The organism is Rhodococcus sp. OS5, from assembly GCF_056837585.1.
The window spans coordinates 4,820,642-4,847,213 of record NZ_CM166368.1; the positions used below are offsets into that span (position 1 = coordinate 4,820,642).

Below are 26,572 nucleotides of genomic sequence, written 5' to 3' on the forward strand. Positions count from 1 at the left end.
ATTGCGTCAGCCTAATCTCGGGCGCCGCGCTTCCCGTGTGATCACAGCCAAATTTGGGTTTGAAATATGCGAGTCACCTCGATCGGCTGATCATAAATCCCGTCCGTCTGGTTTGATAACTGCACACTCGCCGAGCAAAGTGCGAGCAACAGACTCGAAGGACAGAGTAATGACGCAACAAGGGATTCAGTTACCGGTTCAGCAAACCCCGATTCGGAAACAAGGGCCGTGGGGTTTGTGGTGGCTGACGGTAATCACCTTCGGAATCTATTACCTCGTCTGGTACGACCGCATCAACGGCGAACTGGCAAGCTTCACCGGGAATCAACGTGAGGGCTGGACGCGCTGGTGGTCGCAGATCATCCCTTTCTACGGTCTTGTGGGACTGTCTCGAACGGCGAAGCGATTGAACCAGGCCCACGGGATTGTTAACTCGCCCGTGACGGTGTCCCCCGTTATGAGTTGGCTGTGGGCACCGGCATGGTTCGGTTCGCAAACGCGTTACCTGCAGCGACGGATCAACACCCTCGCGGACATCCAGGCGAGTCACAGAATCTAGCACCATCGAGTGGAGCCCCCACCTCGCGAGGTGGGGGCTGTCCAGTCTCGCGGACCAGTGATCTCTCGCCCAAGCGCCTGCGGGTGTCGATCACCGGCCAGACCGGCAACTTCAAACTGACTGCAGTGCAGCGAAATAGGTCGATTGATCGACATGGAGTCGATCCGAGTTGTTTTTGCCTAAATCCTGATTACGTAGGCTGCGACACGGAGCATTTCGACGCTCCGTGTAAGTGTCGAGACACTCGGTGGGACTCTCCCCACATCGGCGCGACCAACGTGCCATTCTTGAATTCATGACGACGCCTCACTCCACGGCAACTCCCCCGAAGAACATGTCTTTGATCCCGGGTGGGACGTACTGGATGGGCTCCGAAGATTTCTATCCGGAAGAACGCCCAGTTCACCAGGTCACAGTCGACGGATTCTGGATGGACACGACGGCGGTGACGGTCGCCGAGTTCCGACGCTTCGTGAAGGCAACCGGCCACGTCACCACTGCTGAAATCGCCCCGGACGCCGCCGACTATCCCGACGCCGATCCAGCCCTCCTCGTCCCGGGATCGTTGGTCTTCAATTCGCCACCCGGCCCGGTTTCACTTGACGACTACACCCAGTGGTGGTCGTTCACTCCCGGCGCCGATTGGCGCCATCCCGAGGGCGCCGACAGCAACATCGGGGGACGTGAACGGCACCCCGTCACCCACGTGTCGTACTTCGACGCCCAGGCCTACGCCGCGTGGGCCGGCAAGGAACTCCCGACCGAGGCCGAGTGGGAGTTTGCCGCCCGCGGTGGACTCGATCGCCAGGCGTACGTGTGGGGCGATCACGACTCTCCGGGCGGGCGGCCCGGTGGCAACGTGTGGCAGGGCCAGTTCCCCTGGGAGAATCTGCTCGAGGACGGTTACGAGCGCACCGCTCCGGTCAGAAAGTTCCGGCCCAACGGCTACGGACTGTTCGACATGGCCGGGAACGTGTGGGAATGGACGGCCGATCACTACACGTCCGACCACGCCCACAGTTCCAAGAACGTCGCGCCGGCCTCGTCGTGCTGCATTCCTCGTAATCCCCGAGCGGAGTTCGCCACGGAGGCGTTGGTGGGCGAACCCTACGCACGACGGGTGATCAAAGGCGGCTCACATCTGTGTGCACCGAACTACTGCTTGCGATACCGCCCCGCCGCGCGGCAGGGCGAATCCGAGGAGTCCTCGACCTGCCACGTCGGCTTCCGGTGCATCATCCGCATTCCGCAGGAGTAGATCAGAAGGGCACGTCCCCCAGGATGGCCACCCGCTCCATGACGCGACGATGCGGGAAGTAGTCGCTCGCAGCGTAGTGCTGGGTGGCCCGGTTGTCCCAGAAGGCAATGGAATTCGGCGCCCACTTGAAGCGGCACTGAAAGTCCGGGACCTTGACCTGCGCGAACAATAGGTTGAGCAGATCGTTGCCTTCGACAGGATCCATATCCGGAATGTGGGTGGTGAAGAGGCTGTTGACGAACAGAGTTTTACGCCCGGTCTCCGGATGCTTACGCACCATCGGATGCAGAACCGGCGGGTACTGCTCCTTCATCTGCTCCAACTTCTCCGGGCTCATGCCGCGTCCGAAGGACGGTACAAAATCGTGGATGGCGTCCTTGCCGTCGATCAAGTCCTTGATCTCGTCGGGGAGGCAGTCGAAGGCGTTACCCATATCAGCCCAGAGCGTGTCACCACCGGCAGGCGGTACGTCGATCGCCCGAAGTACTGAACCGAGCGGCGGCGTCTTCGTCCACGTGACGTCGACGTGCCAGATGTTCTCGGTTCCTGGACTGTCCTCTCCGCGTTCGAATCTGACGACTGCCGGAACCTCTCCCTGTGGGAGAAGTGGATGGACCTCGAGTTCGCCCCAATGGGCAGCGAAGTCACGATGATTCACGCTCGAAATCGGCTGGTCCCGAAAGAACACGACCTTCCATTCGAGCAGGGCCCGACGCACGTCCTCGATCTGCTCCTCCGACGGATCATGCAGGTCGATGTCGCTGATCTCGGCACCGATGAACGGTGTGACGGGTGTCAGAGTGAACCGCTCGTACGGCCTCGATTCAACGCCTTCCGGGTTTCGCCTCATTCCGCGTGGTCCGAATTCGATTGTGTGATTGCCGATTTGGACTGTTCGTGAGGATGTAAGGGTAGCCATCGAATGACTCCGTCCTGTCGTGTCGTGTCGCGGGGTCACACGTCAGTCGACGCGTGCACCCGCTTTGCTCGTGTGCGTTTGTGTGCGCTTTGGGGCGCGGTCAGTGCTCCTACCGCGAGATCGACCAGATGATCCACTGTCGTATCGAAATCTGCCTGCACAACCGGGTTTTCGTCTTCGCGGCGCTGCTCGAAGATTGCCAGAGCGGAGACGCTCATGTTGAACGTCAGATCGATCCGTTCGACCGCGACGCGGCGAGATAGATGCGGCAACGCCCGCGTCAACCTGACGACAACTTCGTTGATCCCCTCGCTGACCTCGCGGAACTCAGCACTCTGCGTATCCACCGACGGTGAGATTCGGGCAATGAACCTCGCATAGTTGGAACCGTCGACCGTCGCCAGAAAATCTGCCAGCGGGTACAGAAAGGCTTCGACCAAAGCACGGACCAAGTCGGTCCGCCCACTGGCGTCGATGTCGTCGAGATACGTCAGTCGCGCTGCGTTGATCTGATCCATCCGATGCCGGAATACGGCCAGCACCAGACCGTCTCGCCCACCGAAGTGATACTGAACTGCAGAGTTGTTGCGCTGCCCGGCCGCAGTCGCCACGTCCCGCATGGACACTTCGTGAATACCTTGCTCGGCGAACATCCGCTCGGCGACGGCGATCATGGCGTTCTTGGCATCCAACGAGGCGGGCATACACCGACCATATAAGTCACTGTCTTAATTCCGCAAGCCCCATCCCCTGTGCGCGGTTAGGGAGTGCAGGGACTCCTTAACCACTCACGGGAGTAGTTGTCCCAGTCAACGAGACATACGCCGCCAACTGAATTCCGATCGATACGCTCCAGATTAAGACGACTGCTTAATCCGCCCGGTTTTGCACACGCCAAGGAGCCTGCTGGTGAATCGCCATTCCATTCCGATCATTCCCGAGACGCCGAACGTCGCGGCCGCCGTGTACTACCCCGATCAGAATCCCCCGTACACCCGCCCGGAACCGCTTCGCCCGCCGGCCGGGGCCCCGAACGTGCTGCTGATCATGATCGACGACGTCGGATTCGGCGCACCCTCCGCGTTCGGTGGCCCGTGCCGCACCCCCACCGCCGAGCGTTTGGCCGAAACCGGCGTGAAATACAGCCGATTCCACACCACGGCTCTGTGCTCGCCGACGCGTGCCGCCACACTGACCGGGCGCAACCACCACAGTGTCGGTATGGGTGTCATCTCCGAAATGGCCAACGCGGCAACGGGATACAACGGGACCCGCCCCGCCTCTGCCGCCACGGTCGCACGCGTCCTACAGGGAAACGGCTATGCGACAGGTGCTTTCGGCAAGATGCACCAGACCCCGACGTGGGAGACCACCGCTGCCGGGCCGTTCGACCGTTGGCCGGTCCGTGAGGGTTTCGACAAGTTCTACGGTTTCCTCGGTGCCGAGTCCGACCAGTTCACCCCGGTTCTCTACGAGGACTTCACGATGGTCGACTTACCCAAGACACCACAGGAGGGTTACCACCTGTCCGAAGATCTCGTCGACCACGCGATCGAATGGGTCGAGGGCGTCAACACGATGGACCCCGACAAGCCGTGGTTCTGCTACCTCCCCTTCGGCGCGTGCCACGCTCCACTCCAGGTCCCGGACCGCTACCTGGACAAGTACGTCGGCGAATTCGATCACGGGTGGGATCGCCAACGCCAGATCACCCTCCAAAAGCAGAAGGAACTGGGCGTCGTCGCTCCTGACACCGAATTGGCCCCGTGGGCTCCGGGGCTCCCACACTGGGACGAACTCGACGACGACCAGAAGAAGGTCTCGGCCCGTCTGATGGAGTTGTACGCGGCATTTCTCGAGCACACCGACGACGAGGTAGGCAGGCTCGTCGACCGGTTGCAGGACATGGGTGTACTCGACAACACTCTGGTGCTCTACATGATGGGTGACAACGGCGCTTCCGCGGAAGGCGGAATGGAGGGCTCGTTCAACTACCTCGCCGGCCTCAACGGTTACAAGAGTGCGACATCCGACGTACTGGCGCGCTACGACGAATTGGGGACCGAAACCAGCTACCCGCACTATCCGGCGTCGTGGGCTCTGGCTCTCGACACCCCGTACCAGTGGGCCAAGCAGGTTGCGTCCCATTACGGCGGTACCCGGAACGGCCTGATCGCCCACTGGCCCAAGGGGATCGACAAGCCAGGCATCAGGGAGCAATGGCATCACTGCGTCGACATCACGCCGACGATCCTGGAAGCTGCCGGTATTCCGGCACCGTCCAGCGTCGACGGGGTGACCCAGAAACCGATGGAAGGCGTGGCGATGAACTACACCTTCGCCGAGCCCGACGCCGAAGAGCGCCACACCACACAGTATTTCGAGATCTTCGGCAACCGCGGAATCTACGATTACGGTTGGACCGCAGTCACGGCCCACCGCGCACCCTGGCTGATGGCCACTCACGGCCTCGAGCTCACACCGATGAGCGAGGACCGTTGGGAGCTGTACGACACCTCGGTCGACTGGTCGCAGGCCCGCGATCTCGCAGACGAGCATCCCGAGATCCTGGCCCGGCTCAAGGAAAAGTTCCTCGTCGAGGCGGCCAAATATCAGGTGCTGCCGCTGGACGACAGAACGGTCGGTCGCCACGCCACCGCGGAATCACGACCCCCGCATCCGATGATGGGCCGCAAGACCCTCACGCTGTACCCACACATGAACGGTCTGGTCGAGAAAGCCGCGCCGACGTTCTTCAACCGCTCGTACACGCTGACCGCAAGTCTGGGTAGCGTCGCCGACGGCATGCTGGTCAGCCTCGGTGGCCGGTTCGGCGGATTCGCTTTGTACATACTCGATTCCGTCCCCGTCTACTGCTACAACTTCAGCGGCGGTGGTCGGACCTTCGTGCGTGGGCGCAACCCGCTGGCACCCAATGCACGCGAGGTGTCCGTCCACTTCGAGTACGACGGCGGCGGAATCGGCAAGGGTGGAACCGCAACCCTGAGCGTCGACGACGAGGTGGTCTCCGAAGGCCGGATCGAGAAGACCACTCGGGCGATCTTCAGCATGAACGAACAGCTCGACGTCGGCATCAACCGGGGAAGCCCGGTGGCGGAGGAGTTCGCGGACAAGGGCACGTTCCGTTACGGCGGCAAACTCCACAGCGTGACCGTCGACTTACGATCCACCCGAGACGTGGTGTCCGCAGAGGAACGGGAGAAAATCTCACTCGCCGTGCACTGATCGACCAGGCGGCGCTCGCCGATTATGCAGCCGCGCAGGCCATCTGCCGCGCGGCTGCACAATCGCCCTGCGTCTATCCGACCGTGTACATCTGCAGGCACGGCCCCACCGGGCGAGCTTCCAGGATGTCGCGGGCCTTCTCACGCGCTGCGTTGAACTCCCAGGGCGCAGTGGTGCCCGGCACTCCGAATCGATATCTGCTCAAGGCACATGAACGCTGCGGTTCCGGTAGACGATCCAAGGCAGGTACCGCGTCGACGGAGAGCCCGCGTAAGTAGGAAACGTCGATGCTCTTGCCGCCCTCGAACCGTTCCACGTTCTTTTGCGCGATGTACGCGTCGGGGTTGAACACCGCGAAGGCCAGCAGCGCGACGGCCGAAGTGGCGAGAACAGCTGTGGGCAGCCACTTCCCGGACATCCGAATACCTGCGACGAGCAACAACACGAACACGAATCCAAGAAGCAGCTCTGTCGCGAAGACGCTGACCCGGAGCACCGTGAAACCGTACTGATTCTCGTACAACCACATCCGGTGCACAGCGGACGCCACGATCACCAGGCTGAAAACACACAGGGCACCCAGCAGTCCGCGGGCAAGACGCCTCGATCCAGCGTCGCGGCGGTCGATGTACCGCACTGCGACGGCGATGACGAGCAGCGTCAGCACGGTAACCGCCATAAGCTGCCAGAAACCCTCACGCGCGTAGTCCGCATAGGTCAGTCCATCGGTCACCTGTACGTGCTCGTCTCCCCCGAACAGCGTCTTCGTCTGTACTGCAACAAAACCGAGGAACAGCACGTTGAGTACTCCGAGCGGGACCGCCCACTCCCACATCGGCAACGGCGTCGCCGGCGCAGGTGCAAACGCGTCCACCGTCGGCGTTCTGCGGCGCAGATACACCGCAACCAGCGTGCCGAACGCCATCACGACGCCGGCAAAGATCCGTGCCCCCGGGTTCGACACCGAGATGGCCGGAGCGAAGCCGCCGAAGATCTTCGCGAACTCCGGATCCGCACTCACGAACAAAGATCCGAAAATCAACAGGAGAAGAATCGATACTGCGCTCACGACGACAACTCGCGCCGCCGGCACCCGCGGAGCAGAGCGGGTAGCGAGCTTTCGACGACGAACGAAGTTGACCGTCCGGTGCGGTGCCCGCCAGGGAGCGAACGTTCCCAGAAGTATCCCGGTCCACGTCCGCCCGCCGATCAGAGTCCACGTGAACAGAACCCACGCAACCACGACGCAGAGGAACACCAACCACTCCGCACCGCGAACGGCGGCAACACCCAGCAGTGCGAGCATCCCGATGGCGGCGACCCACTGCGTCACGGTCATCCGCGGCGGCGTCAGAATCCCGAAGACGATCACCACACCGGCACCCACGATCACGTACGCGATACTCGCGAACCCTGGGTCGAGGATCAGGGCCGCAAGCACCCCTACTCCGGCCGCGCCGAGGAGCATCGAGCGGGTGGCCATCGACGTGCGATCGGGACGCCAGAACCGGCTGGGACGCTTCGGTTTTACGGCCGGCATCGGCGGTTTCGGTGGAATTACTATCGGAGCGCTCATGTGATCTCCTATGTGTCTGGTTCAATTTTCAGGGTCGGAAGTACAGACGAATGCCGATGAAGACATGCGCCATCGCGAGATCTCTCGATCTCGTCAGGGACTTTGATTCAGTTCTGCGGCAGCACTACTCGAATGCAACAACCCGACGGGGCATCGACGACGGCAATCCTGCCGTCATGTAATTCGACCGCCCACTTCGCGATCGCGAGGCCGAGTCCGGTGCCCCCGTCGGTCGAGCCGCCGCGGATGAAGCGGTCGAACACTCGCTCACGGGCCTGTGGTTCGATGCCGGGGCCGTCGTCGTGGACGTCGAGCACCAACTCCCCCGCGCTGCCGGTACGTACTCGGATCACAACTTTGGTGTCGACGTTCCCGTGCTGAACCGCGTTGTCCACCAGGTTGGTCACCACCTGATGGAGGCGATCCGGATCGGCGACCACGGACAATTGCGGAGGCTTGACGTCTATCTCGATGTCGCCCGCACTCACACTCGACAGCTCACGTAGGAACGGCTCGACCTCGAAACGGCGGCGTTTCAACGGCATTGCGCCACCCTCGAGTTTCGAGAGATCGAGAAGGTCGGCTACCAGCGCGCCCAGTCGTTCCGTCTGCCGCAGCGCCGATTTCATCATCGCCGGATCCGGTTCTTCGACACCGTCGACGACGTTCTCGAGCATGGCTTGCAAAGCGGTGATGGGCGTGCGCAGTTCATGGGAGACGTTGCCGATCAACTCGCGGCGGTACCGGTCGTCGGCCCCGAGGTCCTCGGCCATCCGATTGAACGCATGGGCGAGTTCGCCTACTTCGTCTCTGGAAGTCGCTCGTACTCGCCGCGAATAGTCGCCGCGCGCCATCGCCTTCGCCGCGGCCGTCATCTCGCGAAGCGGTGACGTCATCCCGTGTGCGAGCACCTGCGTAACGCCGAGAGCGACAACCAACGCCGTCAGTAGAGCAAAACGAAACGGTTGTTGCGACGTCAGCCAGAAACCACCCGCGGCGAACACCAGTGCTGCGACAACCAGGAGGCCGACCTTCACCTTGAAGGACCGCATCGGGTCCAGCGGCCGCGGCCACCGTGCAAAAAGACGGTCGACGACGCTCATCGCGGCACGTCCCAGGCGTACCCGACGCCGTGAACGGTCCGGATCACGGAAGGTCCGAGCTTGCGTCGCAGCGCCTTGACGTGGCTGTCGACGGTCCGACTGCCCGCTCCCTCACCCCAGCCCCAGATCTCCTCGAGCAGCGACTCCCGCGGGATCGCGGCTCGCGGCCGCTCCGCCAGATAGGCGATGAGATCGAATTCGGTGCGAGTCAGGTGAACTTCTTGCGCATCACGGCGCACTCGACGTTCGGTCAGGTCGATCACGACGTCACCGAACTCGAGGAGGTCGGCCACCGGGCGAGCAGCGTGCTCCGCGCGATCCGCACGCCGAAGCAGAGCCTGCACCCGGGCGACGAGCACACGCATGCTGAACGGCTTGCTCAGATAGTCGTCGGCCCCGACGCCGAGACCGATCAGCATGTCCGTTTCATCGGCGCGAGCGGTCAGCATCAGCACAGGCACCGGGCGCACGGCCTGGATGCGGCGGCAGACTTCGAGTCCGTCGAATCCCGGCATCATCACGTCGAGTACCACCAGGTCTGCGTCCATCTGCTCGCAGCGGGCCACCGCGCTGGGACCGTCGAACGCCAGCTCGACGTCGTAGCCCTCGGCACGCAGCCTCGCCGCGATGGACTCGCAGATGCTGACCTCGTCGTCGACCACGAGCACTCTTCGCTGACTCATGGAACTGACTGTATTCGGCCCTCGTGGATGAACCTGGGAGGACTTGTGAAGGTTCTGTGCAGGTTCTAGAACCTGCGGATGTTGTTGATCGGCAGATCCGCCAGGGGCGTCAGTCCGGTCGGAACACCAACTCCGTAGGCGTTGAACACCATTCCGAACCCAGCGTAGATGCCGACGTGCGTCGCACCGGGGTAGAAGGTGATGACGTCGCCGGGAGCGAGGGCCCACCGGGGAACCGGCTGTCCGACGTTGGCCTGCTGTTGGCTGGTCCGTGGCAGATTCACTCCGGCCTGCCGAAACGCCCATTGCACCAGCCCGGAGCAGTCCCACGAGTTCGGCCCGACGCCGCCCCACTGGTAGGGCTTTCCGGTCTGAGTGCTCGCCGCTGCCAGCGCGATCAGGCCTGCCGGACTCGGGATGGGGAGGGCGGCTGATCCACTGCTGATGCTTCCTGCGCTTCCCAGGCTGCCGGAGCTCCCGCTACTGCCGCCGCTGCCGAGGCTTCCCGGATCGGCCGAGGGGGGGCAGCGGAGAGCAACAGGACACTTCCGGTCAGCAGAGCAGCGACCGTTCCCGTGCGGAGTGTCGACTTCTTCATGCATCCGTCCTTCGTGGGAGTCGTTTCGGCGCGCGGCAGCGCACCTCGATAGCCGTGAACTGGTAAGACACGTGAAAACAAACACTTCGTTCGGATGTTAACGGCGTAGACGTTGTGTTCGGACAGGAATGATTGATCCGATTTGTCGGTTTTGAACAAACGGGCCTTACGTCCCGGCCTGGCAAAGATCAGGGAATGATCGGGGATTTCCTGGATCCGTCGGAGCCGGCGGATCCCTAGATTCGAAATCATGCGCTCATACCTCCTTGTCGCCGCGGTCATCATCGGAGCCACCACGGCGCTGATCGGTTGCTCGACGCTCCAGCGCGCAGTGGAGATTCAATCGGATCTCGACGGACTCGCCAGGTCGGGTGTCGTCGGGTCGATCGCAACACTCGACGACGGCACCACGACGGCTGTCATGACCAGCGGCGTGCCCAACCGGACCAACGGCGATTCGATCGGCAAGAATGATCGCGTCCGGATCGGAAGTGTGACAAAGACATTCACAGCTTCGCTCGTTCTGCAGTTGGTCGCCGAGGGCAAGGTCGACCTCGACGCACCGATCGAGCAGTATCTCCCGGGCCTACTGCACAGCAGTGACATGGACGGCAGTGGCATCGACGGTAGCGCGATCACCGTGCGGCAACTGCTGCAACATCGCAGCGGCCTTCCCGAGTTCGCCGGAGAACCCGGCGCCGACGAATGGATTGCAGCAAACGAGAACCGAACGCTGACGCCGTCCGCCGCGGTCGCCATCGCCCTCGGCAAACCGGCGCAATTCGTCCCCGGAACGTCGTTCGTCTACACCAACACCAACTACATCGTTCTCGGAATGCTCGTCGAATCGGTGAGTGGCCGCAGCTACGCCGATGAACTCCGGTCTCGGATACTCGATCCGCTGGACTTGGAAGACACGTACCTCCCGCCGGCCGGTGAGCTCGACATCAGGGGCGATCACCTGACGGGCTATCAGGATCTCGACGGTGGCCTGACCGACGTTTCCCGCACGGAACCGTCGATCCCCTGGGCTGCCGGAGCGATGGTCTCGACGGGCACAGACCTGAACACCTTCTGGCGTGCACTACTCGACGGGCGGGTGGTGCCGGCCGAGCAGCTTGCCGAGATGACCACCCCTCAGGTCGCCGCCACCGAAGCCGAGGGACTCGGGTACGGGATGGGCGTCGGCGCCACCGAACTTCCCTGCGGCGTCACCTATACCGGCCACAGTGGTGGGATCTACGGGTACTACACACTGTCCGGTGCGACGCCGGACCGCGCGTTCACTGTGACGCTGACGTCGACGCCGAAGGACCAGCCGGACACCGTCGCGATACTCTCGCACGCACTCTGCCCTTGACGCTGTTACCAGTATTGATGACGTTTTCCATCAGTGTCCGCGACGAAAATGACCGCGTCGGCGCCGTCCAACTCCGAAGGTTTCAGCGGCAGATGCCCTGGCAGGATCGCCTCTCCCGCGGTGACGGACAGGTCAAGTGCTGCGCGAAGTGCGGGGGTCGGAAACAGGGCACGCCGACTGGTCGCATCGGCCAACGCTCCCTGCAGAGTGCCCGGATCACTGTCGGGGTTGGCGTCGGTTGCCACGAATACGTAGCGCTCTCCGAGGACAAGTCCGACAAGTGAGCCGGCGCTCCCCCAGCTGACCACGTCGCCGTTGACGGGCATGTCGGACGGCACTCGCAGGAGATGGGCATTGTGTGCGAAGAGCAGGATCGGCCCGCGTCGCTGCTCCTGGGCGACGACGGCCAGCAGGTTCTCGGCCATCATCTCGGCACGGAGACTGAGCAGAGTGCCGATACGATCAGGAGCGGAACTCGCCATCGCGGCGTGGTAGCGCAGAAGACCTACAGCGGTGCGTGCGTGTGCGAGGGCCAGGTCGTATCCGCCCGGGTCGGCGGGCCGCAGCACAGGTGCGGCGCGCCGCAGGACGCTGGCGAGGTCGTCCGCAATGATGCGCAGGGCACGAGCCTGATCGGAGTTGCCGACGGACGCAGCCGGTTCGAACATCGCCGCCGGGTTGGTCCAGTCGGGGTCCTGCCCGAGCAGAAGGTCGATGTCGTCGAACGAGTGCGGCCGCATCGCAGCGGGCAGGAAGTCACCTGCTGCAGACAGCGCGCCACGTGGGCTCGGTGCGCCGGAGTACTCCACCGGAGCGTCGAAGCCGTAGAAGCGAACTCGGTCGGCCGGAGCGCGGCCGTGGTTGTACTCGCGTAGCCATTCGACGAGTTCGCGGTTTCCCGGTACCGCACCGAATCCGTGGCTGAAGCCTGTGGCGAGCACCTTCTCGATGTCCGCCTCTCCCCCGTTCACGTAGTCGTTCACGAGCAAAGCCGCAAAGACATCTGTTTCGAGCACGATCGACCGATATCCTCGTTCGACCAGTTGGCCGAGAAGTTCGTTGCGCAGCAACGGAAAAGCCTTGATCCCATGAGTCGGCTCGCCGAGAGCGAGCAGAACCGGCACCTCGGTTCGCGCTGCGAGCAGTTCGTCGACCGCACGACCAAGACTTGCCGCGTCTTCGAGTTGGCGGCCGAACTCACTCAGCGCTGGGGCAGTGGACATGATCATCCCTTTCGAAGGTGGACTGCCTTCGACAGTATCGTTGAAGATTCGTTTGAAACTTTCACTGGCAATTACCTGGGGTATACCGTGAAAAGCCTCAATCGGAGGTGATCAGTGCGGCCCATAGACCTTGCCCGTGAACACGGGTTGTCCGCACAGGCGATCCGCAACTACGACGATGCCGGCATCCTCCCTCCGAGCGAGCGCAGCACTTACGGCTACCGGCGATACACCCCAGTGCACGCGCAAGCCCTGCGCACTTTCCTCGCATTGCGCGGCGGTCACGGGCACCAGCGGGCCACGGAAATCATGCGGGCGACCAACCAGGGCGACACCGAGTCCGCCTACCGCCTGATCGACAGTGCGCACGTGACGCTGCTCGCCGAGCGAAAAACTCGCACCGAGGTAGCCACAGCGCTGGGGACTCTGTCCACCATGGCACCGGCACTGGTGCACGGTCCAGCGCTGACGGTGGGTGAGCTGGCGCGCCGTCTCGGCGTTCACCCGGCGACACTGCGCACATGGGAAGAGCACGGCATCCTGCGCCCCGAGCGCGAACGAGCAACGGGTTATCGCGAATACGGTCCGGAGTGTGTGCGCGACGCCGAGATCGCACGGCAGCTGCGGCGCGGTGGCTATCGGCTGTCGCAAGTCGCTCAGTTTCTCGATTCGCTGCGCGAGGCCGGCGGAGCAGACGCATTGTCAGCGTTCCTCGAATCCTGGCAAGACCGGCTGGCCACACGCAGTCGCAACCTTCTCGCCGGCGCAGCTCAGCTCGATGCCTATCTCACGATGCTGGATCAGACCTCGCCTGGTTGCCGATCAGCAAACGGTTGAGGCGTCAGTTCACAAGCCGCGCAAGGCTCCTCACCATCTCACCGACGGTGTCGGTCGACGGCCACGGGAATTCCGGGAGATCGGCCCGCAACATCACCTGTCCGTGCAGCGAAGTCCAGATCGATACCGCATCGACAAAAGTGTCTGTGCTGGCCGACCTCCCAGCGGCGACGCACGCGTCGAGGTTGGTCACCAGCGTGTTGAAGGCGGCCAGTCCTCGCGTATCCGATTGTGGTGACTGACCTTTCGGCCTGGACCACCCGAACAAGACCCGATACCGAGCGGGCTCGGAAATGCCGAACTCGACGTATGCCGAGCACCCGGCATACAGACCCTCGACCGGGTCGGGGTGTGCGGAAACGGCGTCGGCCACGGCGAGATGCAACTGCTCCAGCGATTCGGAGACCACCGCTTCGACAATGGCATCGCGATCGGAAAAGTGTCCGTAGATAGATGGTGCGGATATCCCGACTTCGCGAGCGACCGATCGGAGCGTCACCGCCTGATCCGATCCGGTGCGGGCGATGAGCGTCGCCGCTGCGGCGACGATCTCTCCGCGGAGCCGTGCGCCGCTTCCTCTCGGATTTCGGGCGCGAGTACTCCGAGAACCACTCGTCCCAGTTTCATCGGCATCTTCGGAAACATCACTCACCCGACAAACTTTACACATGTAAGGCGAAGGGGTACGTTCTCATCACTAAACATTCGTAAGGTTACATTCGTAAGGACATGATGAATTCCCTCGAACCCACTGACCGGCGACGATGGGCAGCACTGGGCGCCCTCTGCACATCCCTCGTCGTAGTCACGATCGACAACACCATCCTCAACACCGCTATCCCGACCCTTGCCCGCGAACTGCGGGCGACCACCGTCGACCTGCAATGGATCACCAACGCATACACATTGGCGTTCGCCGCCTTGCTCATCACGGCAGGTGGACTCGGCGCGAGATTCGGTCACCGTCGGATACTTCTGACCGGCCTCACCTTGTTCGCTCTCGGGTCAGCCTTCGCTGCCCTCTCTCACACGTCGTTGCAGCTGATCGGCTGGAGAACAGTGATGGGGGCAGCCGCCGCACTGGTCATGCCGGCGACGCTGTCACTTGTCGTCTCGATGTTCGCCCCGCACGAGAGAGGCCGGGCGATAGGAATCTGGTCTGCAACCGCCGGACTGGGAATCGCGATCGGCCCCGTAGCCGGTGGCGTACTACTCGAACATTTCAGTTGGGGAAGCGTCTTCTGGATAAACGTCCCACTGGTCGCCGGTGTGATCGCCGCGACGGTTTCTCTTGTGCCCCCGGCAAGAGGAATCACGAAGGGTTCGTTCGACATCCCCGGGCTCCTGTTATCCGCCGGCGGACTGGCTTTGATCGTGGATGCCCTCACCCAGGCAAGCCTTCGCGGATGGTCGTCGCCCGTCACGCTAGTGGAGATCGTCAGCGCAACAGCACTTCTCGCCGGATTCGTCTGGTGGGAGCTGCGGGCCTCGGCGCCGATGACCGACGTGCGCATCTTCACCAGTCGAGTGTTCAGCATCTCCAATGCCATCTTGGCCGTAACGTTCTTCGCCCTTTTCGGAGTTCTCTTCACGTACACGCAATACCTCCAATTAGTTCGTGGTTACGGTCCATTGGTCGCCGGCGTCGGTGCAGTTCCGTTTGCGATAGTGATGGCGACTGTCGCCTCCAGCAGCGATCGTATGGTCGGCCGATTCGGCGTGCGCAGTTCGATCGCGAGCGGTCTCGCAGTCATGTCCGCGGGACTGTTGGTCCTGTCGATCGCAGCAGATTGGTACGCACCGTTCGGAATCCTGGCTGCGATCATGGCACTGGTCGGCGCGGGGATGGGGTTGGTCATGGCTCCGGCCACAACCACGTCGATGTCTTCGGTTGCGCCCCAGCAGGCTTCGATGGCCAGTTCGATCAACAGCGTCGTGCGAGAGTTGGGTGGAGTTCTGGGCGTCGCCGTCATCGGGACGGTCGTAGCCACCGTTTTCCGGTCCCGCTTCGAACCCGGAGTCGACACTTCCACAGCCGATCCGGCGCAGATCCATGCCGGCGCTCCCCCCGCGAGTGCCTTGACCGACGCAGCGAACCAGGCTTACACCTCGGCGATGAGTACCGGAATCCAAATCTGTGCCGCAGTCGCGTTCGTCGGTGCGTTGGCCGTCATTGCACTGTTTCCCGCACCACGTCGCCCGGTTTCTTGTCCTCCCGCAGACCTCGCCAACTCGGATGACGCAGACGCTCGGTCTTCGTCCAATCCATGAACCGCACCTCACCGACGAGTTCCGGTTTCACCCACACTGCTCCCTTGCGGTCGTCGGCGGGCAGTTCCTCCCCGAACGGACTTTCCTTCTGACGCAGCGGTTCCAGTGTCGCAAGTAAAGACTCCAAGTCGCGATCACTGAAGCCGGTACCGACGCGTCCCACGTAGGTCAATCCATACTCACCCGGAATTCCCATGAGCAGCGCCCCGATCCCCTGTGCTCGATTGCCCTGCCCGGTGCGCCACCCTCCGATCACCACCTCTTGAGTGCGCCAGTTCTTCACCTTGATCCAACTCGACCCACGCCGCCCCGGAAGGTAGACCGATGCACGACGTTTGGCGACAATCCCTTCCCATCCGGCATCGGTACTCACCTCCAACGCGTTCTCCGCCGTGCCCTCGATCTGTGGAGGTACCTCGAGCTCACCGACCTTGCCCGCCAACGCATTCAACACGGTGCGCCGGTCCGAGTAGGATTTCCGCAGCAAAGACACTCCGTCGAGGTACAGAAGATCGAAGGCCAGGAACACCGGCTCCCCACCTCGCTGGAGAAGACCGAAATCGGTGCCCCCCGCGTCGTTGTACGCCACCACTTCACCGTCGAGAACCACGTCATGACCGTCCAGCACCTCGGCCAACCCGGCAAGGGCGGGATAGTCCCCGGTCTTGTCGTTACCCGCGCGACTGCGAAGTGACATTGTGCCCGAATGATATTCGAGAATCACTCGGATCCCGTCCCACTTACCTTCGAAAGCCCACTCCTGCGAGTCGAGACCTTCGAGCGTTCCAGCGGTGGCAAGCATCGGCTCGAGATTCTTGGGAAACTCCGTTCCGAAACTCGCGTTCTGATCCTTCATCAGATGCATCAACCACTGGTCACCCTTCGTCCGGATCAGCGCGAAGCGTCCCTGCACCCGTTTCCCACTGAGGCGCACGATCACCTCGTCTTCACGCCACTTCTCGGTCTCGTACGTCCCGGAATCCCAAATCGTCATCGAACCGCCGCCGTACTCCCCCTTCGGAATCGTGCCCGAGAACGTGGCGTACTCGAGCGGGTGATCCTCGGTGTGCACGGCCAACCGATTCTCTCCGGCACTGGTCGGCACGCCCTTCGGAACAGCCCAGGACACGAGCACACCATCCCGCTCCAGGCGAACGTCGTAATGCAATCGTCTGGCGTGATGTTCCTGAATCACAAAGGTATTGCCCGCTGTCTCCTTGGTCACCGCAGCAGGGATCGGCTCCGGCGTCCGGTCGGCCGACCGCTTGTTGCGATAGTGCGTCAACGTGTCGGCTACAGCCGCCGAGACCGGCGGATCCAGATCGCCCAGCAGATCACCATCGGATTCGACGCGCTCCAGAACCTCGTCGAACAACAGATGTCGTAGTTTCGGATCGTCGAGTTCGGCCCAACTGCGCGGCGCGGCAACATAGGGTTGATCGCGACCGCGCATCGAGTACGGCGCAATGGTTGTTTTGGCTGCGTTGTTCTGACTCCAGTCCACGAAAATCTTGCCTGCCCGCACATTTCGAGCCATCGTCGCGGTGACGAGATCCGGGTGAAGCTTCTCGAGTCCGGTGGCGATCTGCTTGGCGACAGTCGACGCACCGCTGCCGTCCAAGGCTCGATCCAGTGGAACGTAGAGGTGAATTCCCTTGCTACCACTGGTTACCGGATAGGCAGTCCACCCCAGAGTTGCGACCAGATCTCGAATCGACCTCGCCACCTCGGCGCACTCGGTCAACCCGACGCCTTCGCCCGGGTCGAGATCGAATACCAGTCGTGTCGCCGGACCACGCTCGGAACCGTCGAATCGCCATTGGGGAACGTGCAATTCGAGTGCGGCCTGCTGCCCCAGCCACGCCAGGGATGCAACGGAATCGAAGACCGGGTAAGTGACGACACGATCAGAATGTTGCAGCGACGCACGCGTGAGCCACTGCGGGGCAGACGACGCAAGGTTCTTCTCGAAGAAGGACTGACCGTCCACGCCATTGGGCCAACGCTTTCGAGTACCCGGTCTACCGACGACATGCGGAAGCATGACTGCGGCGATACGGGTGTAGTAGTCGATGACTTCGGCCTTCGTGGTGCCGCTCTCGGGGTAGAGAATCTTGCCCAGATTGGTCACGGACACGGTTGTGCCGTCGAGAGTGATCTGACCCCGATCCGTCGTTGCCATCTCCTCATTGTGCTGGATAGCGCTGCGTCTGGCAGTAGAAATCTGATGGATCGGAAACCTGCCGCTGCGCCAGGCCACGGGCAAGACTGGATTCTCGATGGGAGAGGAGACCACGATGACAGTTCGCAGTTCCGTGGAGCCGTTGGTGGACAACAACTGGCGGATGTTCGCCACCTGTAAAACAGTGGACCCGGCGGTGTTCTATTCGCCGGGTGAAGAGCGCGGACGCAATCGGGCTGCACGGGAAAATTCCGCCAAGCAGGTGTGCTTCCGCTGCCCGGTCATTCGGGACTGCCTGACGTTTGCACTCGACACCGCTGAACCACACGGAGTATGGGGTGGGACGACACCGTCGGAGCGCCTTGCACTACGACGCTCAGCTGCGTGAACTCCGCTCACACGAGACCCCCGTCACGTCCGTACCGGACAAACAGGCAAGATGGCCTTGTGCCTATGACACGACGCGCTGTTGCCGTGACCGCGATCTTCGCTTCCTCGATCTTGTTGGGCTCGTGTTCGTCGCAGCCGGAGGCACCTGCGGCAGCGGACACCACGACCACGGTTCCCGAGGCATTCACCAAACTGCCCTCGACCACTGCCGTGGACAAGTGCGGACCCCAGAGCGGGACCACCCTCGAAGACGGTGTCTTGACCATCGCCACCGATTCGCCGGCGTACGCGCCGTGGTTCGTCGACAACACTCCGTCCAACGGCAAGGGCTTCGAGGGGGCGGTGGCCCGGGCCGTCGTCGACAAACTCGGGTACAACGCCGATCAGGTTCGCTTCACCACGGTCGCCTTCAACGACGCACTGAAACCAGGCCCCAAGGATTTCGACTTCGACGTCAATCAGTTCACGGTTTCCGGGGATCGCCGCGAGAACGTCGACTTCAGCTCGCCGTATTACGCAGTGGCGCAGTCGGTGATCGCCTCGCGCGGGAGCAAAGCCGCTGAGGCAAAGAATCTTGCGGATCTTGCCGGCTACCGACTGGGCGCTCAGACCGGTTCCACCAGCCTCGCGGCGATCACGGACACGATTGTTCCGACCACTGCGCCACGCGAGTTCGCGACCACGGACGATGCGAAAGCTGCGCTGGCCGCAGGCGAGATCGACGCACTGGTCGTCGACATCCCGACCGGATTTCACATCACCGAGAACGAACTGCCCGGGTCGGTCATCGTGGGTCAGTTTCCGCGGCCCAACGCAGTCACCGAATTCTTCGGGTTCGTGCTCGAGAAGAACAGTCCGCTGACGGCGTGCGTCTCTGCCGCCGTGGATGCGCTCTACGCCGACGGCACCCTCGAGAAACTCGCAACCGAATGGATCACGGACAGCGCCGACGCACCCGTTCTCGAGTAGTTCAGCCGGCGCGCCCACTGATCGCGCCGACGAAGACCTTCGGGATGTCTGCCGGTGTCGGAGCGAAGTGACTGTTGCCGCCGGTGAGAGTCGAAATCTGCTCGAGCACATCGGTATCGGCGTCATCGGTGACACCGATGGTGATGATCGGTACCGGCCGCGTCGGGTCCTGCTCGCGAGTCAGGGTGTCGAGAAGTTCCTGCAGCGAGATACTCGACGGATCATCGTTGGCACCGTCGGTAAGCAGAATCACCGAATTGATCGAGGCCGGATCGTAGGTCTGTTGCATGGACCGATACGCGGCGAGAACGCTGTCGTACAAACCTGTTCCGCCGCCGACGATCGAAGAGAGGCTGTCGATCCGAGACAGCAGTTTGCTCCGATGATCCGTGTCGCCTTCAGTTGCATCCATACGGGCGACAGGTTCGAGTTCGCGGTAGTCCGTGCCCTCGCCGAGGTCTACGGAGAACGCCCAGAGACCCAATTGTGCGTTGGCAGGAAACATTCGGATCGCGATGTCACCGGCCTGCGCCGTCGCGGCCATTCGAGTGACCCCGTCCTGCATGTAGTCCATGGACCCCGAGACGTCGACAACTGCCAGCGCGCGGGAAGGCCTGGACAGAATCTCGTACCGCGCAAGCGCTTTGGTGACCACAGACGGATCGGACGGCACCAGCGAGCCAACCTTTCCCACTCCACCGGCTACCGGTGGGGCCTGATCCGCGCCGCGGAACCCGAGGCCGGCAAGTACGGAGCGCCCGGTGTCCGATGCCAGCGCTGCCGCCAGCAGTTTGCCGGCGTCGTCCGCCGCCGACGAGTCTGCACCCACACTTGCCATCGGGTAGTCCATGAAGACCGAACCGGAAGACGGTACCGACGCGGTGAGTCGACTGTCCGCATGTGCGGCGAGATAAGCCTCGAAGGTCTGCTCGGTCGTCACCGCGGTCCCGCCGTCCGCGTCCACGGTTTGGATGCGTCCGGTCGAACCGGTTTCCTTCAGATTTCCGTACTGCGCTTGCGCCACCGGGACCAGGGCTGCCGAAATGGACGTGAGGTCCCCGCCCCGCGACTGGGCCTCGGCAAAGGCTGCCACGATCGGTGCGCTGGAGACGGCACTGGTGAGGGGATCGCCGATGTGCAGTGCTGGAGCGCCGAGGACATCCGTCCAAGCGGCGGGTGCCTCGCTACCCGGCGCCGAGACAGTGACAACAGGGGTGGACGCGACCGAGTTGCTGATCCGGCGAATCTCCTGCCCGCTAGCCGAAACCTTGTCCAACCATTCGCTCGAATCAGGGATCCACAGTGCGGGTGCCGAACCGTCGGCGATCGCCGCGACGGTGAGCACGGGATCTTGCGGCGTCACACTGAGCGAGCTGCACCCGAGTTCCGTAGCGGGGATGGCAGCGGCGACAGCTTCGAGTCCCGAGGCGATCGACGGATCGGCGGCCACGGTCACGGTTTCCGGGTTCTCACAGCTGGTTGCCGTCGCAGCTGTGACAGCACTCGCACCGAGTTCTCCCTTGTCGCTGACGCTTTTGAACGTCACGGCGAATGCTGCGGTTCCACCGACTGCGACTACTGCCAAGAGTCCGATCAGAACCTGCACGGATCGAGGCATGGACGCAGGTGGTGCGCCGTACCCATGACGAGACGACATTGATCGAATCCTTTCCGGCGGGACCCGCATCAATAACCAACCGATGCCCGGTTTATCCCGCCGAAAAGAATCCTAACTCATGTTAGCGGTGAAGTAGCTCGATGTGGAAATCTCCACAACTTAGGTGTAGATCTGGACAAACTGGGCCAGCGACTTCTCCACATCGCCTTTGAGCGCCCGCGCCACACTCGAACCGATCGGGCCGAACAACGGCGCGCCGCCCAACTCGACTGTCAGCGCGAGTTCCGACCCGTCGCCCTTTGCCTTGACGTCGAGTTCGAGACCGAGCTTGACCCCGCCCTTGCCGTCTCCCTTGAGCGAGATCGCCTTCGGGACGTCGTACTTCTTGATGGTCCACCGAACGCGGTTGCGCAGGCCCTTCACGGTCACGACCGAGCTGATCTCGGTGCCGACACCCAGTTGTTCGGGAAGTTCACTGCGCCATCCGTCGTGAACCACGAGCCAGTTTTCGTATCCACTGAGATCGGACGCCTTGTCCCACACTTCCTGAGGAGGAAGCGGAACGTCGATTTTCACTGTGAGCTTTGCCATGGCAGAACAATAAGCCCCGTGCGCCTTTTCCGTAACCAGAGGTACCAGAAAGACGCACGGGGCTTTGCCCCTCTTAGTGGCTGACTGCCTTTTCGACGCCGACGCCGGTGAGGGAGCGAACTTCCATCTCCGCCTGCTTTGCCGGATCTTCGATCTTGTTACGTCCGATGTACGTACCGACGATGCCGAGGACGAATGCCAGCGGAATCGAGACGATGCCGGGGTTCGAGAGCGGGAACCAGGCGAAGTCGGAGTTCGGGAACATCGACGACGGCTTACCCGACACCGCCGGGGAGAACACGATCAGCGTCAAGCAGCTGATCAAACCGCCGTAGATGCTGAAGAGCGCACCGGTGGTGTTGAACTTCTTCCAGAACAACGAGTAGAGCAGGGTGGGCAGGTTCGCCGAGGCCGCCACTGCGAAGGCGAGAGCCACCAGGAAGGCGATGTTCTGCCCCATCGCCATGATGCCGAGAACGATGGAGACGAGTCCGATGACCACGACGGTGATTCGAGAAACTCGAACCTGCTGCTCCTCGGTTGCGTTGCCGCGCTTGATGACACTGGCGTAGATGTCGTGAGCGAACGACGCCGAAGCAGTGATCGCGAGACCGGCAACGACGGCGAGGATGGTCGCGAACGCCACCGCGGAGATGATGCCGAGGAAGATGGTGCCACCGAGCTCGAAGGCGAGAAGCGGAGCGGCCGCGTTCTCCTTACCAGGCGCTGCCAAGATCTTGTCCGGTCCGACCATGCTGGCCGCGCCGTAGCCGAGAACCAGTGTGAACAGGTAGAAGGCACCGATGAGCGCGATCGCCCAGGTCACCGAGCGGCGAGCTTCCTTGGCAGTGGGCACCGTGTAGAAGCGCATCAGCACGTGCGGCAGGCCCGCGGTGCCGAGCACCAAAGCGATTCCGAGAGAGATGAAGTCGAGCTTCGTCATTCCGGAAAGACCGTACTTGGCACCGGGCCCGAGGATGTCGCGTCCCTGCACACCCTTGGTGGTGGAACTGTTGACCATGTCCTGCGCATTGGCGAGCAACTGAGAGAAGTTGCCGCGCACTGCCCACAGAACGAGTACGAACATGATTCCGGCTCCGGCAACCAGCAGAACTGCCTTGACCATCTGTACGTAGGTGGTGCCCTTCATGCCGCCGACCAAGACGTACACGATCATCAGCACACCCACGATCGCGACGACGATCGACTGTCCCACCTTGCCGTCGATGTTGAGCAGCAGCGCGACAAGTCCACCGGCGCCGGCCATCTGGGCAAGAAGATAGAAGAGGGAAACGGCCAGAGTGGACAGGGCTGCCGCCATGCGCACCGGACGCTGCTTGAGTCGGAAGCTCAGCACGTCGGCCATCGTGAATCTGCCCGTGTTCCTGAGCAATTCGGCGACCAGGAGCAGTGCAACCAACCAGGCGACAAGGAAGCCGATAGAGTACAGGAAGCCGTCGTAGCCGTACACGGCGATCGCACCTGCGATACCGAGGAACGATGCCGCCGAGAGGTAGTCACCGGCGATGGCGAACCCGTTCTGCGGGCCGGTGAACTGCCCACCACCGGTGTAGAAGTCGGACGCCTTCTTGGTGGTCCGGCTGGCGCGGATCACCAGCGTCATGGTCACGACGACGAAAGCGAGGAAGATCGCGATGTTGAAGGCTGGGTTTCCTACGTCCGTTCCGGACGCGGCGAGTGTGGTGATCACTATGCGGAACCTTCCAGTTCTTCACGGATGGCGGCGGAGCGGGGATCGAGCTCACGACCGGCGAACTTCACGTACCACGCGGTGATGGCGAAGGTCGTGACGAATTGCCCGAGGCCGAGGATGATGCCGAGATTGATGTTGCCGAGGACCTTGGTGGCCATGAAGTCGTGGGCATAGGTAGCCAGGACGACGTACACCGCATACCAGAGCAGGAAGAATGCAGTGATGGGGAAAACGAACTTGCGCAGACGCGTTCGGAGTTCCTGGAATTCGGGACTCGCTTGCATGTCTATGAATGCCTGGGCATCCGGGGTGCGTCGCTCTTGCGGCGACCCCTCACTGATTTCTGCTGTGGACACTGCCGGCTCCTCGCCTCGCGTGTGAAGTGAACTACGCACAGACGTTAGTGAGATCGGAGTCACATGAAGACGCTGTGGCGCCAGTCACACGGTGAGCAGTCGCGCGCTGCGCCGAACGGTCAGGCAGGCGCGACCAACGGCAGAGGGTTCGGGCGGTGAAAGTCAGGGTTGGCGGAGATCGTCTTCGCGATCGGAGCCCATTCCGAGACGTTCCGGGGCGTGCATCCGCGTGAAGATTCGCGCAATATCTGCCGGTATCTGCTTCGACGACACCTTGCTCACGACGATCATCGTGAGGAACGCCAGCGGCACGCTCACCGCGGCCGGGAACGCGAAAATGGCTGCCGGCCAGCCACCGAGGACGTCCTCCGACAAACCACCCAGGACGGCGACAGTAGCGGCAGTGCCCGCAACACATCCACCGACAACCATCCCCGCCCCCGCGCCGACGGCAGTCAGACCGCGCCACCAGATACCCAATACGAGCAGTGGGCAGAGCGTCGACGCGGCGACTGCGAACACCAAACCGACGGTTCTCGAGAGGTCGACCGACACCACCGCCAGCGACAGCACGAGAGGAACGACCCCGGCCAGTAGCGCTGCAATACGGAAGTCTCGAACTCGACCACGGAGAACATCGGTACTGACGACGCCGGCGATGCTGACGAGCAATCCGGACGACGTCGACAGGAAAGCGGCGATGGCACCGGACGCCACGAGGGCTGCCAGCAGTTGTCCGCCCCACCCCGAGAACACCGAGCCCGGCAACAGCAGCACCGCCGCGTCAGAGGTGCCGGTGATCAGAAGTTGCGGGACGTACAGGCGAGCGAAGACGCCGAGGAGTGTCGGAAACAGGTAGAACACGCTGACCAGACCGACAACGGCGAGCGACGTCAGACGGGCTGCCCGGCCGTCGGGGTTGGTGTAGAACCGGACGAGAACATGAGGAAGGCCGAGCGTTCCGAGGAAGGTCGCGAGCATCAGCGAGTACACCTGGTACATCGGGTGCGGCCCACCGAAACCCCAACCCGGGGTGATCCAGTCAGAGTTCTGCGCGGGCGCTCCGGCGACGACAGGGACGGCGGCTCCCGCGTCGAGGACCATGGACATGCCTTCACCGAGAGTGTGCTCCCCCGGCCCCAGGGTCATCGTGCCTTCGACCGCTCGCCCGTCGACTGTGCCGCCGCTGACCGTCACCGGCTCGGACACCTGGACGACGACGTCGGTGGTGATGTCGACGGTCGTCGCAGTGGTGACCGTCGGCGGCATCGACGCGCCGACGTCGTGGTGATCGCCGAAGAAGTAGAAGGTCAGTGCCACAGCGGGAATCGCGACGGCAGTCAGTTTCAGCCAGTACTGGAAGGCCTGAACGAAGGTGATCGAGCGCATCCCGCCGCCGACGACGTTGGCGATGACGATGACCCCGACCGCTACGCCGCCGATCCAACTGGGAACCCCGAGCAAGATATTGAGCGTCAGTCCCGCGCCTTGGAACTGTGGAATCAAATACAGGATGCACACCATCGCGACCACGAGCATCGCGAGCTTGCGCAATCGCGGTGAGCCGAGACGGAACTCGGCGAAATCGGGGACGGTATACGCACCGGAACGCCGAAGCGGCGCTGCGACGAACAGCAGCAGGGCGAGGTATCCGGCGGTGAAGCCGATGGGATACCAGAGTGCGTCGGCGCCGTACTTGGCGACCAGCCCCGCAACACCGAGAAACGAAGCAGCAGAGAGGTACTCGCCGGAGATGGCCGTCGCATTCCACCGCGCACTGACGGTTCTGGACGCGACGAGAAAGTCCGAGGTGGTACGAGCGAGCCGAACGCCGTAGATTCCGATAGCCACCGTCGCGACAGCTGCTGCCACGATGCCGAGCACCGTCAACACCGGGATAGGTTGTCCTCCCACAGTGCCGCGCTCAGTCGTCCACGATGTCGTTGAAGTCCTGCTCGTTTCGCTCCGCACGACGCACGAACACCCAACCGGTCGTCAACAGCAAGGGATACACGGCGCCGCCCATCACGAGCCACGGCAACCGGATGCCAAGGACCGCGACCTCCGACAGCGTCGGGAAGAGATGCGTCAGCAGCGGTACCGCACACAGGAGCCCGGCTGCGACGACGGCAAGGCGAATCGCCAGTCCCAACTGCGCGCGAACGAGACCGCGGATCATGGCGTCACCGACTTCGGTCTGTTCCTGCACCTCCACCCGTGTTCGCACGATCCGTGCGCCACTACGTTGCGCCAACACAACGCGCTCACGCTGCGGAGGATCGGACTGCGACGTCACCGCGACAACCAACTCTGCTTGGGCGCACGAACCAGTCGATCCTTGAGTTCACGGGTGTGTCTGCGACTGACCGGAAGCTCGACGGGAGGCTTGTCGCCGTGCGGGCGCAGACAGACCACCAAACCGCTGCCTACTGTGCGGATGCCGGTGACCAGCGCCAGAGACACCAGGTAGGAGCGGTGCACACGCAAGAAGCCCGCGTCGGCCCAGCGTGATTCGAGCGTCGAGATCGGGATGCGCACCAGGTGCGACTTTCCAGCGGTGTGCAAACGCGCGTAGTCCCCGTCGGCTTCCACCCACTCCACCGAGGAACGCTGAACGAGCGTCGTGACACCGCCCAGTTCCACCGGGATCACCTCGTCCGTGGGCGCAGCTTCGGGTTTGCTCTCACTCTTGGTGCGCCCGGCGAGCCCCACGATCCGCTGAACGGCCTGAGCGAGACGCTCCTCCCGGAGCGGTTTGAGTAGGTAGTCGACGGCGCCGAGATCGAATGCGTCAACCGCTCGATCGTCGTGCGCTGTCACGAACACCACGGGCGGTGGCGTCGCGAAATTGGAGAGGATGCCGGCCAGTTCGAGACCGTCGAGTCCGGGCATGTTGATGTCGAGAAACACCGCGTCGATGCTTCCACCGCGCAGTATCCGCAACGCTGTCGTCGCATCCGATGCCGTGTGAACGTGCGCCACCGAGTCCTCGGCGCGCAGCAAGAAGGCCAGCTCGTCGAGGGCTGGTTTCTCGTCGTCGACGGCAAGGACGGTCAGCTGGGCATCAGTGTCAGTCTCGTTCACAACAGGTCCATGTTCCCACGACGGTTTCAGCCTGA

The 26,572-nt window shown here is 62.7% G+C and carries 24 protein-coding genes; 8 read left to right on the forward strand and 16 right to left on the reverse strand.

Annotated features, from left to right (window positions below; genetic code table 11):
- Nucleotides 1-169 precede the first annotated feature (169 nt).
- Together ACVZUB_RS22355 and ACVZUB_RS22360 are read left to right on the forward strand one after the other, a co-directional pair.
- Complete coding sequence (locus tag ACVZUB_RS22355) at nt 170-559, forward strand: DUF4234 domain-containing protein (RefSeq protein ID WP_156665935.1); 390 nt, start codon at nt 170-172, stop codon at nt 557-559.
- A 295-nt stretch (nt 560-854) separates the two neighbouring features.
- Nucleotides 855-1,817, forward strand: a complete 963-nt coding sequence (locus ACVZUB_RS22360; RefSeq protein ID WP_482627774.1) for a formylglycine-generating enzyme family protein — start codon at nt 855-857, stop codon at nt 1,815-1,817.
- A gap of 1 nt (nt 1,818) precedes the next feature.
- On the opposite strand, the gene ACVZUB_RS22365 is transcribed toward ACVZUB_RS22360, so the two are convergent.
- Both ACVZUB_RS22365 and ACVZUB_RS22370 read right to left on the reverse strand, forming a co-directional pair.
- Entirely contained in the window at nt 1,819-2,736 is a 918-nt protein-coding gene (locus ACVZUB_RS22365; RefSeq protein ID WP_030534931.1) for a TauD/TfdA dioxygenase family protein, read from the reverse strand.
- Between the two features lie 35 nt (nt 2,737-2,771).
- Nucleotides 2,772-3,440, reverse strand: coding sequence for a TetR family transcriptional regulator (locus ACVZUB_RS22370; protein ID WP_030534932.1), 669 nt, complete (start codon nt 3,438-3,440; stop codon nt 2,772-2,774).
- A 205-nt stretch (nt 3,441-3,645) separates the two neighbouring features.
- Between ACVZUB_RS22370 and ACVZUB_RS22375 the strand changes: the two genes are divergently transcribed.
- Entirely contained in the window at nt 3,646-5,982 is a 2,337-nt protein-coding gene (locus ACVZUB_RS22375; protein WP_482627775.1) for an arylsulfatase, read from the forward strand.
- A 73-nt stretch (nt 5,983-6,055) separates the two neighbouring features.
- Here ACVZUB_RS22375 and ACVZUB_RS22380 read toward each other — a convergent pair whose 3' ends face one another.
- The 4 genes from ACVZUB_RS22380 to ACVZUB_RS22395 all read right to left on the reverse strand — a co-directional run bounded on the left by ACVZUB_RS22380 (nt 6,056) and on the right by ACVZUB_RS22395 (nt 9,946).
- The gene (locus tag ACVZUB_RS22380) at nt 6,056-7,558 is read right to left on the reverse strand and encodes a DUF4153 domain-containing protein (protein ID WP_482627776.1); all 1,503 of its coding nucleotides are present in this window, start codon (nt 7,556-7,558) and stop codon (nt 6,056-6,058) included.
- Between the two features lie 107 nt (nt 7,559-7,665).
- Nucleotides 7,666-8,661, reverse strand: coding sequence for a HAMP domain-containing sensor histidine kinase (locus tag ACVZUB_RS22385; RefSeq protein WP_007727705.1), 996 nt, complete (start codon nt 8,659-8,661; stop codon nt 7,666-7,668).
- Nucleotides 8,658-9,344: a response regulator transcription factor gene (locus ACVZUB_RS22390; protein WP_003940586.1), complete on the reverse strand. Its 687-nt coding sequence runs from the start codon at nt 9,342-9,344 to the stop codon at nt 8,658-8,660. The genes ACVZUB_RS22385 and ACVZUB_RS22390 overlap by 4 nt, the downstream gene beginning before the upstream one ends.
- Before the next feature lie 65 nt (nt 9,345-9,409).
- Entirely contained in the window at nt 9,410-9,946 is a 537-nt protein-coding gene (locus tag ACVZUB_RS22395; protein ID WP_482627777.1) for an NlpC/P60 family protein, read from the reverse strand.
- 246 nt (nt 9,947-10,192) lie between these two features.
- Between ACVZUB_RS22395 and ACVZUB_RS22400 the strand changes: the two genes are divergently transcribed.
- Nucleotides 10,193-11,302, forward strand: a complete 1,110-nt coding sequence (locus ACVZUB_RS22400) for a serine hydrolase domain-containing protein (RefSeq protein WP_482627778.1) — start codon at nt 10,193-10,195, stop codon at nt 11,300-11,302.
- A gap of 5 nt (nt 11,303-11,307) precedes the next feature.
- Here ACVZUB_RS22400 and ACVZUB_RS22405 read toward each other — a convergent pair whose 3' ends face one another.
- Nucleotides 11,308-12,531 (reverse strand): erythromycin esterase family protein, encoded by a 1,224-nt coding sequence (locus ACVZUB_RS22405; protein ID WP_338925702.1) that lies wholly within the window; start codon nt 12,529-12,531, stop codon nt 11,308-11,310.
- Nucleotides 12,532-12,639: 108 nt separating this feature from the next.
- On the opposite strand from ACVZUB_RS22405, the gene ACVZUB_RS22410 reads away from it, so the two are divergent.
- Nucleotides 12,640-13,362, forward strand: a complete 723-nt coding sequence (locus tag ACVZUB_RS22410; RefSeq protein ID WP_007727731.1) for a TioE family transcriptional regulator — start codon at nt 12,640-12,642, stop codon at nt 13,360-13,362.
- 4 nt (nt 13,363-13,366) lie between these two features.
- Here the strand turns inward: ACVZUB_RS22410 and ACVZUB_RS22415 are convergent, their stop codons facing one another.
- A complete protein-coding gene (locus ACVZUB_RS22415; RefSeq protein WP_003940096.1) occupies nt 13,367-14,014 on the reverse strand; it encodes a TetR/AcrR family transcriptional regulator in 648 nt (215 codons plus the stop codon).
- Nucleotides 14,015-14,091: 77 nt separating this feature from the next.
- On the opposite strand from ACVZUB_RS22415, the gene ACVZUB_RS22420 reads away from it, so the two are divergent.
- On the forward strand, nt 14,092-15,633 hold the full coding sequence (locus tag ACVZUB_RS22420; protein ID WP_482627779.1) for an MFS transporter: 1,542 nt from the start codon (nt 14,092-14,094) through the stop codon (nt 15,631-15,633).
- Here the strand turns inward: ACVZUB_RS22420 and ACVZUB_RS22425 are convergent.
- On the reverse strand, nt 15,533-17,815 hold the full coding sequence (locus ACVZUB_RS22425) for an ATP-dependent DNA ligase (RefSeq protein ID WP_459678316.1): 2,283 nt from the start codon (nt 17,813-17,815) through the stop codon (nt 15,533-15,535). The two genes, ACVZUB_RS22420 and ACVZUB_RS22425, sit on opposite strands and share 101 nt — an antisense overlap.
- Before the next feature lie 115 nt (nt 17,816-17,930).
- Here ACVZUB_RS22425 and ACVZUB_RS22430 point away from each other — a divergent pair, with 115 nt between their 5' ends.
- Together ACVZUB_RS22430 and ACVZUB_RS22435 are read left to right on the forward strand one after the other, a co-directional pair.
- On the forward strand, nt 17,931-18,203 hold the full coding sequence (locus ACVZUB_RS22430; protein ID WP_037128762.1) for a WhiB family transcriptional regulator: 273 nt from the start codon (nt 17,931-17,933) through the stop codon (nt 18,201-18,203).
- A 65-nt stretch (nt 18,204-18,268) separates the two neighbouring features.
- Nucleotides 18,269-19,174, forward strand: a complete 906-nt coding sequence (locus tag ACVZUB_RS22435; RefSeq protein ID WP_208690350.1) for an ABC transporter substrate-binding protein — start codon at nt 18,269-18,271, stop codon at nt 19,172-19,174.
- 1 nt (nt 19,175) lies between these two features.
- On the opposite strand, the gene ACVZUB_RS22440 is transcribed toward ACVZUB_RS22435, so the two are convergent.
- From ACVZUB_RS22440 to ACVZUB_RS22470, 7 genes are all read right to left on the reverse strand, one after another.
- Nucleotides 19,176-20,831: a substrate-binding domain-containing protein gene (locus ACVZUB_RS22440; RefSeq protein ID WP_338925715.1), complete on the reverse strand. Its 1,656-nt coding sequence runs from the start codon at nt 20,829-20,831 to the stop codon at nt 19,176-19,178.
- A 120-nt stretch (nt 20,832-20,951) separates the two neighbouring features.
- Nucleotides 20,952-21,383, reverse strand: coding sequence for a type II toxin-antitoxin system Rv0910 family toxin (locus ACVZUB_RS22445; protein ID WP_003939735.1), 432 nt, complete (start codon nt 21,381-21,383; stop codon nt 20,952-20,954).
- Nucleotides 21,384-21,456: 73 nt separating this feature from the next.
- Complete coding sequence (locus tag ACVZUB_RS22450; protein ID WP_007727752.1) at nt 21,457-23,094, reverse strand: solute symporter family protein; 1,638 nt, start codon at nt 23,092-23,094, stop codon at nt 21,457-21,459.
- Nucleotides 23,094-23,453, reverse strand: a complete 360-nt coding sequence (locus ACVZUB_RS22455) for a DUF485 domain-containing protein (protein ID WP_482627780.1) — start codon at nt 23,451-23,453, stop codon at nt 23,094-23,096. The genes ACVZUB_RS22450 and ACVZUB_RS22455 overlap by 1 nt, the downstream gene beginning before the upstream one ends.
- 162 nt (nt 23,454-23,615) lie before the next feature.
- On the reverse strand, nt 23,616-25,367 hold the full coding sequence (locus ACVZUB_RS22460; protein ID WP_030534942.1) for a sodium/solute symporter: 1,752 nt from the start codon (nt 25,365-25,367) through the stop codon (nt 23,616-23,618).
- A 10-nt stretch (nt 25,368-25,377) separates the two neighbouring features.
- Nucleotides 25,378-25,749, reverse strand: coding sequence for a membrane protein (locus ACVZUB_RS22465; protein WP_003939880.1), 372 nt, complete (start codon nt 25,747-25,749; stop codon nt 25,378-25,380).
- Nucleotides 25,746-26,537 carry a LytR/AlgR family response regulator transcription factor gene (locus ACVZUB_RS22470; protein ID WP_003939723.1) on the reverse strand — a complete coding sequence of 264 codons (792 nt, stop codon included), beginning with the start codon at nt 26,535-26,537 and terminating at the stop codon, nt 25,746-25,748. Before ACVZUB_RS22470 ends, ACVZUB_RS22465 begins: the two co-directional genes overlap by 4 nt.
- Between the last annotated feature and the right edge of the window lie 35 nt (nt 26,538-26,572).